Source organism: Mycobacterium angelicum, assembly GCF_002086155.1.
Taxonomy (GTDB): domain Bacteria; phylum Actinomycetota; class Actinomycetes; order Mycobacteriales; family Mycobacteriaceae; genus Mycobacterium; species Mycobacterium angelicum.
This window is the reverse complement of sequence record NZ_MVHE01000053.1, coordinates 1-12,744: the sequence shown is the minus strand read 5'-3', so window position 1 is coordinate 12,744 and position 12,744 is coordinate 1. Positions and strand designations below refer to the sequence as shown.

Genomic DNA, 12,744 nt, shown 5'->3' with positions numbered 1-12,744 from the left:
GCGATGGTCGGGCTCGCCGGGTCATCGGTATCACAGCATCGTCGGTATACGACGGAAAACCCTGGGTGAAGGGAACTGCTCGGATGTCATCCGTAACGACGCAACCGCAGATGATCGCGGATGCCGCAGCGGGTCTGGCGCAGATTCGTTCGGCTATGGCGTCGGCCAGCGCGGCCGCGGCGGGTCCGACGACCGGCCTGGTGGCGGCGGCCCAGGACGAGGTCTCCGCGGCCGCCGCGACGCTGTTCGGCTCGTACGCCCAGGAGTATCAAGCGGTCGTCAGCCAGGCATCGCTGCTTCACGACGAATTCGTCCGGGCGCTGACCGGCGCGGGCAACGCGTACGCCGTGGCCGAGGCCACCAATGCGGGACCGGCCCTGCTGGCGGATCCGTTTGTCGCATTGATCATGCAGGGCAGTAGCCGGCGTGACCCAGATCAAGGACCTGCCGCTCAACCAGTCGGTGCCGACGGGGGTCCAGATACTCGACAAGACGCCCTGCCGGTACTCGGCAATCCGCTGGCCGACCTGATCCAACCGGATCTGACGTGCCTCATCAACCTGGGTTACGGCGACCCGCACTATGGCTATTCGCTCGGAAATGCCGACGCGGCAACGCCATTCGGCCTGACACCGCATTGCTAACGCTCGCAGGCGGTTTCGAACTCAACGTGCTACTCAATGCCGTCGGCGAGATCGCCGGCGCGACTGAGGATCAGGGTTCCAGGACGAGTTTGCCCAGCACCCCGCCGTCGTCCAGGGCCTGCAATGCGGCCCTGGCTTCGGACAACGGGTAACGCTGCGGCGGAGGCGGTCTCAGCCCGAGACACACCAGTTGGTTCAGGCCCCAGGAGAACAGGTCGGCCGAGCCGGGGACCTTGTTGAGGTACTCGCCCCACGCCACACCCACCACGCTGATATTGCGCAGCAGCAGGCGGTTGACCTGCAGCGTGGGGATGCTGCCGGCCGCGAAGCCGATGACCAACAGCTTGCCGTCGATGGCCAGCACGCGCAGCGCGTCGTCGAATGTCGGGCCACCGATGGGATCGACCACGATATCCACGCCTTTGCCGTAGGTGTGCTCGAGCACCTGCTCGGCCCAGGCGTCGCTCAGCGGCAGCACCACGTCGGCGCCGAGCGAGGCGACGTAGTCGATGGCGCTCTCCCGGTGCACCACCGCCAAGACCTGGCTGGCGCCCATCGCGCGGGCGAGTTGCACGGCGGCGGTCCCCACTCCGCCGGAAGCGCCCAGCACCAGCACCGTGTCACCCGGTCGCATGGCGGCGCGCCGGGTCAGGGCGAAGTACATGGTGTTGTAGTTGACCAGCAGCGACACCGCTTCGGCATCGTCGAGCTCCACCGGGGTGCGCACCACGTTGGCCACCGGCACGGCCACCAGTTCGGCGTAGCAGCCGAGCACCCCGAACGCCGAAACACGTTCGCCCACACGGAAACCCGACTCCTCGGGTGCTGATAGAACAACGCCGGCGGTTTCCATGCCGGGCACGAAGGGCGGTGGCAACTTCAGCTGATACTCGCCCTTGCTCAGCAGCAGGTCCGGATAGCACACGCCGGCGGCGCGAACATCGATGACGATGTTTTCACCGTCATCGAACACGTCATCGATATCCGTATAGACTATGCCGGACGGGCCGGAAAGCTCTTGTACGACACAGGCTTTCATCTAGTTACAACTTGAATCCAGCTTTTTGCGCGCCGGACAGATCAGCGATCTGCGACCACTGCTCGGCGACGTCGGCCACCGACGGCGGCTTGTCGAAGCTGACCCCGTCGTTCTGGAACAGCGCGACGCGCTGCACCTTGCCGCCACCGACGACGAACACCGACGCGTTGTCGTCGGATTCCTCGGTGCACAGGTAGGCGACGATCGGCGCCACGAACTCCGGCGTCAGCTTTTCCAGTACCTCGGGCGGCAGGATGTCCTCGGTCATCCGGGTGGCCGCGACCGGAGCGATCGCGTTGGCATGGATGTTGTACTTGGCCCCCTCCAGCGCCAGCGTGTTGATCAGGCCGACCAGACCGAGTTTGGCTGCGCCGTAATTGGTTTGGCCGAAATTGCCGAACAGCCCACTGGTGGAGGTGGCGACCACGACCCGGCCGTAGCTCTGCTCGCGGAAGTGCGGCCACGCCGCGCGGATGACGTTGTACCCGCCGTACAGGTGCACCTTGAGCACCGCGTCCCAGTTCTCCGATGTCATCTTGTGGAAGGTGCCGTCGCGCAGGATCCCGGCGTTGCTCACCACACCGTGCACGGCGCCGAACTCGTCGAGCGCGGTCTTGATGATGTTCGCCGCGCCGTCCTCGGTGGCGACGTTGTCGTAGTTGGCAGCTGCGCGACCACCCGCGTCGCGGATCTCGGCGACGACGTGGTCGGCCATGTTGTGGCCGGCGCCGGTACCGTCACGGGCTCCACCGAGGTCGTTGACGATGACGCTGGCGCCTTCGCGGGCGAGGGTGAGCGCGTATTCGCGGCCCAGTCCCCCGCCGGCTCCGGTCACAACGACGACGCGATCCTGCACTCCGGGCATCAGTTTCCTCTCTGCAGTTATGAAAAGTCTTGGCCGTTATGGGATTTGGAACGGGTCAGAACAGCCGGCGAGCCATCTTGAACGCCCGCTCGGTGTAGGGCGGGTAGATCATCTTGGAGAAGTCGGGACGGGTGGGTTTGGTCAGCACCGACTTGCGGTGGCTGAACTCGTCGAAGCCGTATTTGCCGTGGTAGGCACCCATCCCCGAGGCGCCGACGCCGCCGAACGGCAGCTTGGCCGTCGACACCTGGAAGGCCAGGTGGTTGACCAGCATGCCGCCGGCGGTCACCTCCCTGATGACCCGCTCGCGGGTGGCACGCGCCTTGGTGAACAGGTAAGCCGACAGCGGCTTTGGCCGCGCGTTGACGAAGCCGATCGCGTCATCCAGGGACTTGACGGTGAGCACCGGCAGGATCGGGCCGAAGATCTCGTTGGTCATCAGCGGCCCGTCGGGATCGGGGTCGACGACCACGGTCGGCTGGATGCGCAGCGTGGATGCGTCGCACCCGCCGCCCACCGCGACGTTTGCCGTGCCGTCGTCTTTAGCGGCGGATATGTAGCCGCTCAACCGGTCGAACTGGCGCTGGTTGACGATGCGCAGCCCCTTCGGGTCATCCTGCGACCGGAACGTGGTCAGGGCCGCACCGATCTTGCTGACGAGTTCGTCGCGGATGGTCGCATCGGCCAGCACATAGTCGGGCGCGACGCAGGTTTGGCCGCCGTTGAGCAGCTTGATCCAGGCGATCCGCTTGGCCGCGACATCGACGTCGGCGTCGGCCGCCACGATGACCGGGCTCTTGCCGCCCAGCTCCAACGTGCACGGAGTCAGGTGCGGCGCCGCGCCTTCGTACACCTTTCGGCCGATCTCGGTTCCGCCGGTGAACATGACGCGGTCCAGGCCCTGAGCGATCAGCTCCTGGCTCACCGAGCCGTCACCCTCGATTACTGCGATGGCGTCGTTGTCGAGGTAGCGCGGCACCAGTTCGGCCATCAGCCGAGACGAAGACGCGGCGATTTCCGAGGGCTTGAGGACGACGGCGTTTCCGGCGGCAATCGCGCCGACCGCCGGGCCCAGGGTCAGATAGAACGGGTAATTCCAGGCGCCGATGATCAGCACGGTGCCGTAGGGCTCGTACTCGATCCAGCCGCGCCCGGGCAGCTGCGGCATCTCGAGCAGCAGGTACTTGCGGCGGGTCCACTTGCGCAGCTTCTTGGCCGCATACTTCGCCTCGCCGGCGGTGGTCGCGATGTCGGCGATGAACGCCTCGACCGCGTTGCGGTCGAGGTCTTCGGCCAGCGCTTTGGCGATCGCGGCCTCGTTTTCCTCCACCAGCTTCGCCAGCTGGAGCAGTTGCTGCTTGCGCCACTCGATGCTGCGGGTGCGCCCGCTGGCGAAGGTATTGCGCAGCCGGGCAACCGTCCCGGCGACGTCGGTCGATTGCGGGGCGCCGGCAGCGGGCGCGACTTTGGGCGGGGATTCGGTGGTCATCGTTGTCCTTCCTGTCCCGAATCTGTCCCGAGACAACGGCGACTAATTCCGCGCGGTCGTTCAACGGGCGATAACCGCGATCCTAATCACCCGGCTGACGCAGCAGTAGGACGCGTTGGCAAAGCCGGCCGTTCGGTGCGGAACACCGGTATGGCGGCTATGGCGCTCAACAAGGCCACCGCAGCGAAAACGGCGAACGCCGCGCGGAAACCGAAGGGCAGCAGAATCGCTTGGAAGGCGAGGCTGCCGATTCCCATGCCGGCCCACAGCATGCAGGAATTGAGCCCGATGGCTTGCCCGCGGTTGCCGGGCAGATCGGTGACGATGCCGACCAGGGGCGGCTGGGTCATGTCGTAGCCCAGGGACAGGGCGACCACGGCGGCCTGAACCAACCCCAACGCGGGCTCGGCCGCAAACACCGCCGTGCAACATCCGGCCAGGGCCAGCCCGAGCGGAATGATCCGGGCGCGGCCGTAGTGATCGGCCAGGTGTCCGATGGCGGGGCCCAGCAGCAGTCCCGGAATGCCGTAGCCCAGCAGCACCAGCCCGATCTGCGTCCCGTCCAGGTGCGCCCACTGCTGCAGGTACACACCGAGCCAGCTGTAGATGCCGGCGTGCAGCATCGCGTTGATCAGCACGAAGCCGTAGGTCCGGCGCGCCCGCGGAACCCGCAGGAGTTCGGCGAACTCGGAGAGGGTCTGACGAATCGGTTGGGCCACGTGCGTCGCCGCGGTATCCGGGATCAACCACAGGCTCAGTGCGAACAGCACCCACGCGATCACGGTCACCACCACGAAGAGGCCCCGCCAGCCCAGCAACGGCTCACCCAGCGCGCCGCCGGCGGCACCCAGCGCCGTACCGCCGGCCATCCCGCCGAACAGCCAACCCAGGACACGCCCTCGGCGCTCATACGGCACTACGTCTCCGACCAGCGCAACGCTGATGGGCACCACGCCACCTGCCCCGACGCCGGTGCCCAGCCGCAGCGCGATGAATTCCGCCGCATTGCCGGCCAACGGAGTTGCCGCGACCATGGCGACGAAGATCGCCAGCGAGACCAGGATTACCGGGCGGCGGCCCAGCCGGTCCGAGAGCGTCCCCCACAGCAGCACCATTGCGCCGTAGGGCACCAGAAACGCCGGGACGCCGAGGCCGACGATCCCTGCCGAAGTGGAGAAGTCCCGGGCCAAGGTGGGCAGGATCGGCGCGACCATGAAGATCTGGGCGAAAAGCACGAAGGCGATGGCCGTCGCGAGTGCGACGGTCGCCGGCCACGGGGGATTGTCGGCGCTCGAGCCGGATGTCACCCTGGGCAGCACAGCCTTGACCGCATTCCTGAATCCGGCACTTCCAGCCACGGTTGCACCTGCCTTTTGACCAGCAGAAACCTCATGTTAACCAAACACGTGTCCTATAACAGTCACTTTGAGCGCGGGACGTTCAGCGCGGAACAGCCGCACCGCGGCGAGGCCGAACAGGAGGGCCACGCCCGCGAATACCCAAAACGCTGCGGCAAAGCCCGCCGGAAGCAGCACGGCGCGAAACGCGAGACTGCCCAGCCCCATTCCGACAAACAGGGTGCAGGCGTTGAGGCCGATTGCTTGTCCGCGGTTGCCCGGCAGGTCGGTGACGATGCCGGCCAGCGGCGGCTGAGTCATGTCATAGCCCAGGGAGAGGGCGATGATCGCCACCTGCACGACCGCCAGCGGAGGCTCGAGGGCCAGCAGCGCCGCGCAGGCCGCCGCCATGACCAAACCGGGCGGGATGATCAGGGCCCGGCCATGGCGGTCGGCCCAGTGTCCGATGACGGGGCCGAGCAGCAGCCCGGGGATGCCGTAGCCGAGCAGGACCAGTCCGATCTGCGTTTCGTCGAGGTGGAAGTGCCGGTACAGGTACACGCCCAACCACGTGTAGATCCCAGCGTGCAGTACGGCATTGATCAGCACATACAGGTAGGTGCGGCGCGCTCGCGAGTTGCGCAGCAGGCTCACGTATCCGGCCACCAGCTGGCGCGCCGGTAGCGAAGTGCGCGGACCGGTGGCCCCGGGGATCAGCCGCAGGGCGGCGACGAACAGCACCACTGCGACGACGCTGACCACGCCGAACAGACCCTCCCAGCCCAGCACCGGTTCGCCCAGCGCCCCGCCGGCGGCGCCGAAGGCCATACCGCCGGCCATGCCGCCGAACATCCACCCCAGCGCGCGTCCGCGCCGCTGATAGGGCACCAGGTCGCCGATCAGCGCCAAGCCGATGGGCACCACTCCGCTGGATCCCACCCCGGCGGCGAGTCGAACACCGATGAATCCCGCCGCATCCTCCACCAGGGGCGTGACGGCCGTCAGGATGGCGAAAAGCACCATGCAGCAAAGGATTACCGGACGGCGGCCCCACCGGTCCGAGAAAGTCCCCCACACCAGCACCATCACTCCGTACGGCAGCAGAAAGGCCGGCACGGCAAGGCCGACCACAGTCGACGTGGTGGCGAATTCGTGGGCGAGCGCGGGCAGGATCGGCGCAACCACGAAGATCTGCACGAATACCAGGAAGGATGCCGCCGTGAGCAACGCCAGCATGCCCCGCGGCGGTCCGACATTCACGGCCGGAGCGGTCATGGCGGCCGGCCGCATCAGGCGGCCGCCCTGAACAACGCCCCTGAGCCCGCCGCGATCGCAGGAAGCCCGAGCGTCCGCAGGATCTTCCAGGAGGTAGCGGTCGCGGCGGTGATCACCGGCACCCCAAGCGCCCGCTCGACCTCCGGGATCGCCGAGAGCGAGGGCATCTGCACACATGCGGACAGCACCACGGCGTCCACGCCTCGCGTGTCCAGCCGCCCGGCGATTTCCGGTAGCTGCCGTGGATCGAGCCGTCCCACCGCCAGGTTGTCGTCTACCTCCAGGCTGATCGCGTCGTGCACGTGCACGCCGGCGGCGTCGATGTAGTCGACGACCAGCCCGGTGAGGTGCTTGACGTATGGGGTGACGATGGCCGTCCTGCTGACCCCGAGGTGGTGCAGGGCCTCGATCAGGGCGCCCGCGCTGGATACCACGTCGATTCGATCCCCTGCTGCGGCCGCGGTCGCGGTGGCGGTCAGCCGGGACTCGATTTCGCAGTGCGCGCCCGCGCCCAGGGACATGATGGCTACCAAGCAGGCATAGGCCATCACGTCGACGCCGGCGTCGGCCAGTTCGGTGGTGGCGCGCTCGGCATCAGCGTTCATCGACTTAAGTTCGTTCGCGGCAACGGTTTTCATCCGCATCCGGGAAGCGTGGAAGGTGAACTGCGCACCCGAACTGGCACCCGTACGCCGCAACACCTCGGGCACTTCGGCTTCCATGGTGGTGTTGGAACTGGGCACCAGCAGGCCGACGCGACGGCTGGAAAGAAGATGCATGGGCATATCTTCGCCGCAGATGTGAGCTACGTCACTACCCAAATTTTACGGTTGCGTCAGCCCTTGGTTGCGGTGACAAACCTATTCGCGAACGGACGTTCCGTCGATTGCGGCGGCCGGCCCAGTCGGGCGGCTTCGTCGTGCGAGCTCACCGTCTGCGCAGACCAGCCGCGCGCGGTGAACCAGTCGGCGGGTTCGGGGCGGCCCTCGTCGTCAAACCACAGCTCGAACGGGTTGAACGAGGTGTCTTCGCCGCGGGCCGCCCGCCGTTCGCGCAGGCGGGCCCACTTCTCTTCGGCCTCTTGCCGCTTGTCTTCGTCGACGCCGAACATCTCCACGGCCACTCGACTGCCCGGCCCGCTCAGCGAGTCGATGGCGGCGAACATCGCTTCCTGCGCCGCCGCGGGAAGAAACGGCAGCAGTCCTTCGGCCAGCCAGGCCGTCGGCTGGGTCGCGTCGAAACCCTTGTCGCGCAACGCCTTAGGCCAGTCGTGGCGCAGGTCGACGGGTACCGGCCGGCGGTCGGCGACCGGGGTGGCGTTGTGGCCGGCAAGAGTCTGTTCCTTGTACTCGAGCACCTTGGGCAGGTCGATCTCGTAGACGGTGGTGCCGGCCGGCCACGCCAGCCGGTAGGCGCGCGAGTCCAGGCCGGCGGCCAACAGGACGACCTGCCGGATGCCCGCGGCCACCGCGCCGGCGAAGTACGCGTCGAAGAAATGCGTCCGCACGGCCTGGTAGTCGATCATCTGCTGGGCATCGACGCTGAAGTCGTCTTCTGAGTCTTCTGAGTCGGGTGTGCCTGCTGAGCCATCGTCCGGCTCGGGCGCCCACCAAGCGGCAACCTGATCGCGCACCTTGGCCAGCTCCGGGGTGGAAACCAGCGGCTCGGCGAATTCGTCTCGGATGAGCGGATCGTCGCTGGCGGTCTCGGCGGCACGCGCCAGCGCGACCATTACCGCGGTCGCCCCGACACTGGTCGCGATGTCCCAGGAATCGTCCGCGGTGCGGGCCACTACAACCGCTCCGCGGTCACAAAGTCGGAAAACGCCTGCCTGTCGTCGGCCATCGGAACGCCCTCCACCCAGCGGCCCACTCGGCGCATCTCGTCGACGGCGTTCTGCGCGGTCGCCCGCCACCCGTGGCTGTTGAGCCAGTCGGCGAGTGCGGCGCGATCCTCGTCGCGGTAGATCAGCTCTGCCACGTCGATGGTCTGCTCGAGGCCGAGCGTCTCGGAGACCTTCTTGAACCGCTCGCGCATCTGTTCGCGCCGCTCGTCGGAGTGATTGCCGGCAGTTTCGGCCGCGATCCGGCTGCCCGCCGGGCTCAGCTCGCCCATCTGGGTGAACAGCCGGTCCTGCGCCTCGGCAGGCAGGTACATCAACAGACCCTCGGCCAGCCAGGCGGTCCGCGCCGTCGGGTCGAAGCCAGCCGCACGCAACGCCGCCGACCAGTCCTGACGCAGATCGATCGCCACCTCGCGACGTTCGGCGGCCGGCGTCACCCCGTTTTCGGCCAGCGTCTCGGACTTGAACGCGAGCACCTGGGGTTGGTCGATCTCATACACCGTGGTGCCGGCCGGCCAGTCCAGCCGGTAGGCCCGGGAATCCAGTCCGGACGCCAGGATCACGATCTGCCGGATTCCGGCGGCGACGGCGCCGGCGAAGTAGGTGTCGAAGAAATTCGTTCGCACCGCCTGGTAGCTGCGCATGTGCTGGACGGTGGCGGCCGTTCCGGCGTCGAGGGCCTCGACCTTCGCCACCACGTCTTCGTCGAGCATCGCCTCCCAGATGACGCCGGCCTTGGCGTTGGTCACCAGCAGCTTGGCGTACGGATCGCGGATCAGCGGTTCGGCCTGCTCAGTCTCCACGGCGCGGGCGGCGGCCACCATCACCGCGGTGGCGCCGACGCTGGTCCTGATGTCCCAGGTGTCGTCATGGGTGCGCATTGTGCTCATTGCGGCTCCCGCTCTCGGTAGGTTTCTGCGAGGTACCGCAGAGTCGCAGTCTCAGCAGAGTTCGGAACGGCCAGAGATCAGTCATGGCACCACGATCGTATCTAATAAGTTAGGCAATCTATACGCTTTGTGTGCCAGGTCACTCGAAGGCTCGGGTCTACGTGCGCCAGGCGGTACCGGACAACAGCCGCGCCAATGACTCGGTGAGGGCTTCCATCTCCTGATAGCTGCCGACAAAGCCGGCATAGAAACCCACACCGCACAACACGACCAGCAGTGTCTCGGCCATCGAAGCCGCGTCGGTGCCGGCCACCAGCTCGCCGCGCTCGATCGCATCCTGGACCGCCCACGTCAGAAACTGACGGCTGAGGCTGACGGCGTCGTTGTCGACCCGGTTGAGTTCTGGGTGCCGCTGGGACTCCAGCACGGCGGTAGCCAGGAAAGCCGCCGTGGACGGATTCTTGGCGTCGGCCTCCAGTGCCACGGCCATGAATGTGGAGATCCGCGCCAACAGCGAGGTCTCGCGGCGGGCCCGTTCGATGCCCGCTGCGACGACGAGTTCGTTGGTCTGGTCCACCACCTCGCGGTACAGCACCCGCTTGCTGGGGAAGTAGTGGTTGATTGCCGGCCGGGTCAGATCGGCGCGGATCGCGATCGCCTGAAAGGTCGCGCCGTCGTAGCCGCGTTCGCTGAAAACCTGGCGGGCGGCGCGCACGATGCGCCTGCGAGTTTCGTCCGCCTTTGCCGCCGGAGGACGACCTGGGCCACGACTGGCCGTTACCTGCATTTTTAAAGTGTGCCACCGCCACGGTTCGGCATTAACGCGTTCGGCGGGATGCTACGGAACTTCCCAGTTTGATAGTCCTCGAGCGCCTCGATGACCTCGGCCCGCGTGTTCATCACAAAGGGTCCGTAATGGAAGACCGGCTCCCGAATCGGCCGCCCACCGAGGAGCAACACATCGAGGGTCGAGCCGGATGCGGCCAGGGCGATCCGGTCGCCGTGCCCCAATACGGCCAGCTGCCCCTGCCGAATCGGATGCGCGGCCGGCCCCACCGACCCCTGCCCGGACAGCACGTACACCAGCGCGTTGAAGTCCCGGCGCCACGGAATATCAAGGCGCGCAGCCTTTTCCAGCGTGGCGTGAGCCAGCGTGATCGGCGTGTAGGTGACGCCCGGCCCGCGATGGCCGTCGATCTCACCGGCGATGATGCGGATCAGCGCCCCGCCGTCCTCGGATGCGAGCAGCCCGACGTCGCCGCCTTCGATGGCCTGATACCGCGGCGGAGCGAATTTGTCTTTCCTCGGCAGGTTCACCCACAACTGGATGCCATGAAATACACCCCCGCTGTTTACCATCTCGACAGGAGGCGTCTCGATATGTAGAATGCCCGATCCTGCAGTCATCCACTGCGTCGCGCCGTCGCCGATCAGGCCGCCGCCACCGTAAGAATCCTGGTGCGCGAACTTCCCGTCGATCATGTAGGTGACGGTTTCGAAGCCACGGTGCGGGTGCCAATCGGTGCCCCTGGGCTCGCCGGGCTGATACTCCACCTCGCCCATCTGGTCCATGTGCACGAATGGATCCAGCGCGGCGGCGCCGACCCCGGCGAACGCGCGGACCACCGGAAAGCCCAGGCCTTCGTAGCCGCGCGAGCCGGTTGTGATCGACCGGACCGGGCGTTCGGTGTCGGCGGGACCCGGCGGACCGACCCGCGGCAATGTCAGGGTGTCTGCGGTAACGGCAGGCATATCTACCTCCTAGTTTGAGAAATATCGACAAGCTATCGATATAACCGGACCGCAGTCCGGTTATTCCCGGTTGCCTTAGGATGGCGTGGTGGACGAACCGGAGCCGCGCGAAGCGCCACCCGAATCCGCAGGCGGACGGTTCGGCGCATCGATCCGAAACGCGGGCTACCTGCGCAAATGGTTTCTACTGGGCATCACCATCGGCGTCATTGCCGGCTTGGGAGCCGTCGTCTTCTACCTCGCGCTGAAATACACCGGCGAGTTCCTGCTCGGTTATCTGGCGGGTTATCACATCCCGCGACCCGTCGGCGAGGGCGGTAGCCACGGGTCGGCGGGCTTCGTCCGGCCGTGGGCGATCCCGCTGGTGACGACGGGCGGGGCGCTGCTGTCGGCGTTCATCGTCGCCAAGCTCGCCCCGGAGGCCACCGGCCACGGCACCGACGAAGCCATCGAAGCGGTGCACAGCGATCCGCGTGCCATTCGCAGCCGGGCGGTACTGGTGAAGATGGTGGCCAGCGCGCTGACGATCGGCTCGGGCGGCTCCGGCGGCCGCGAGGGGCCGACGGCGCAGATCTCGGCCGGCTTCTGCTCGCTGTTGACCCGACGGCTCGGCCTGTCCGACGAGGACGGCCGGATCGCGGTGGCCCTGGGTATCGGCGCGGGCATCGGCGCCATCTTCGCCGCGCCGCTGGGCGGGGCGGTACTGGCCGCGTCGATCACCTACCGCGACGACTTCGACTACCGCAGCCTGCTGCCGGGCTTCATCACCTCCGGGACGGCCTACGCCGTGCTCGGCTCGTTCCTGGGATTCGACCCGCTATTCGGCTACATCGACGCCGAGTACCGCTTCGAACGGGCCTGGCCGCTGCTGTGGTTCGTGGTCCTCGGTTTGATCGCCGCGGCCGTCGGCTACCTGTATGCCCGAATCTTCCACACATCGGTGGCGCTGACCCGCCGGCTGCCCGGCGGGCCGGTTCTCAAGCCGGCCGTCGGCGGGCTCCTGGTCGGACTGTTGGGACTGCTGATCCCGCAGGTACTGAGCAGCGGCTACGGCTGGGCGCAGCTGGCCGCCGACCGCGGCTCGCTGATGGCGATTCCGCTGTGGATCATCATCGTGCTGCCGATCGCCAAGATCATCGCCACCTCGCTGTCGATCGGCACCGGCGGATCCGGCGGGCTGTTCGGGCCGGGCATCGTCATCGGCGCGTTCGTCGGCGCCGCGATCTGGCGCCTCGGTGAGCTGACCGGGCTGCCCGGGGTACCCGACGCGCCGGGGATCTTCGTCGTGGTCGGCATGATGGCGTGCTTCGGCAGCGTGGCGCGGGCGCCGCTGGCGATCATGATCATGGTCGCGGAGATGACCGGCTCATTCTCGGTGGTGCCCGGGGCCATCCTCGCCGTCGGGATCGCGTCGCTGCTCATGTCGCGCACCAACGTCACCATCTACGAAGCGCAGCGGCTCAACCGGGAGACCGCTGCGGCCGAACGTGCCCGCAACGCGGGCGACTAGTAAGTCGCTGTTGCTTCCAGTCGAATTCTGAGCAGTTTCTTCCGGGGCGGGTTCCAGTCATCGTCGCAACGGCTGATGGTCTGGTGAGGTTAGCAGGGCA

General features: G+C 67.1%; 12 protein-coding genes. 2 read left to right on the top strand and 10 right to left on the bottom strand.

The window, feature by feature from the left end; genetic code table 11:
* The first annotated feature begins 83 nt into the window (after positions 1-83).
* Positions 84-644 (top strand): PE family protein, encoded by a 561-nt coding sequence (locus BST12_RS34330; protein WP_139801841.1) that lies wholly within the window; start codon positions 84-86, stop codon positions 642-644.
* A 70-nt stretch (positions 645-714) separates the two neighbouring features.
* On the opposite strand, the gene BST12_RS22295 is transcribed toward BST12_RS34330, so the two are convergent.
* From BST12_RS22295 to BST12_RS22250, 10 genes are all read right to left on the bottom strand, one after another.
* Complete coding sequence (locus BST12_RS22295; protein ID WP_083115436.1) at positions 715-1,683, bottom strand: NADPH:quinone oxidoreductase family protein; 969 nt, start codon at positions 1,681-1,683, stop codon at positions 715-717.
* A gap of 4 nt (positions 1,684-1,687) precedes the next feature.
* On the bottom strand, positions 1,688-2,548 hold the full coding sequence (locus BST12_RS22290) for an SDR family NAD(P)-dependent oxidoreductase (RefSeq protein WP_083115435.1): 861 nt from the start codon (positions 2,546-2,548) through the stop codon (positions 1,688-1,690).
* 55 nt (positions 2,549-2,603) lie between these two features.
* On the bottom strand, positions 2,604-4,037 hold the full coding sequence (locus BST12_RS22285; protein WP_083115434.1) for an aldehyde dehydrogenase family protein: 1,434 nt from the start codon (positions 4,035-4,037) through the stop codon (positions 2,604-2,606).
* An 86-nt stretch (positions 4,038-4,123) separates the two neighbouring features.
* Positions 4,124-5,344, bottom strand: coding sequence for an MFS transporter (locus BST12_RS22280; protein WP_245850489.1), 1,221 nt, complete (start codon positions 5,342-5,344; stop codon positions 4,124-4,126).
* Positions 5,345-5,431: 87 nt separating this feature from the next.
* Positions 5,432-6,649, bottom strand: a complete 1,218-nt coding sequence (locus BST12_RS22275; RefSeq protein WP_245850488.1) for an MFS transporter — start codon at positions 6,647-6,649, stop codon at positions 5,432-5,434.
* 14 nt (positions 6,650-6,663) lie between these two features.
* Positions 6,664-7,428 carry a maleate cis-trans isomerase family protein gene (locus tag BST12_RS22270; protein WP_083115458.1) on the bottom strand — a complete coding sequence of 255 codons (765 nt, stop codon included), beginning with the start codon at positions 7,426-7,428 and terminating at the stop codon, positions 6,664-6,666.
* A 56-nt stretch (positions 7,429-7,484) separates the two neighbouring features.
* Entirely contained in the window at positions 7,485-8,381 is an 897-nt protein-coding gene (locus BST12_RS22265; protein WP_211281337.1) for an SAM-dependent methyltransferase, read from the bottom strand.
* A 59-nt stretch (positions 8,382-8,440) separates the two neighbouring features.
* Positions 8,441-9,373: a class I SAM-dependent methyltransferase gene (locus tag BST12_RS22260; protein WP_139801845.1), complete on the bottom strand. Its 933-nt coding sequence runs from the start codon at positions 9,371-9,373 to the stop codon at positions 8,441-8,443.
* A 166-nt stretch (positions 9,374-9,539) separates the two neighbouring features.
* On the bottom strand, positions 9,540-10,169 hold the full coding sequence (locus tag BST12_RS22255) for a TetR/AcrR family transcriptional regulator (RefSeq protein WP_083115431.1): 630 nt from the start codon (positions 10,167-10,169) through the stop codon (positions 9,540-9,542).
* Between the two features lie 2 nt (positions 10,170-10,171).
* Positions 10,172-11,134: a pirin family protein gene (locus tag BST12_RS22250; RefSeq protein WP_083115430.1), complete on the bottom strand. Its 963-nt coding sequence runs from the start codon at positions 11,132-11,134 to the stop codon at positions 10,172-10,174.
* Positions 11,135-11,222: 88 nt separating this feature from the next.
* Here BST12_RS22250 and BST12_RS22245 point away from each other — a divergent pair, with 88 nt between their 5' ends.
* Positions 11,223-12,644 (top strand): chloride channel protein, encoded by a 1,422-nt coding sequence (locus tag BST12_RS22245; protein ID WP_139801840.1) that lies wholly within the window; start codon positions 11,223-11,225, stop codon positions 12,642-12,644.
* Positions 12,645-12,744: the final 100 nt, after the last annotated feature.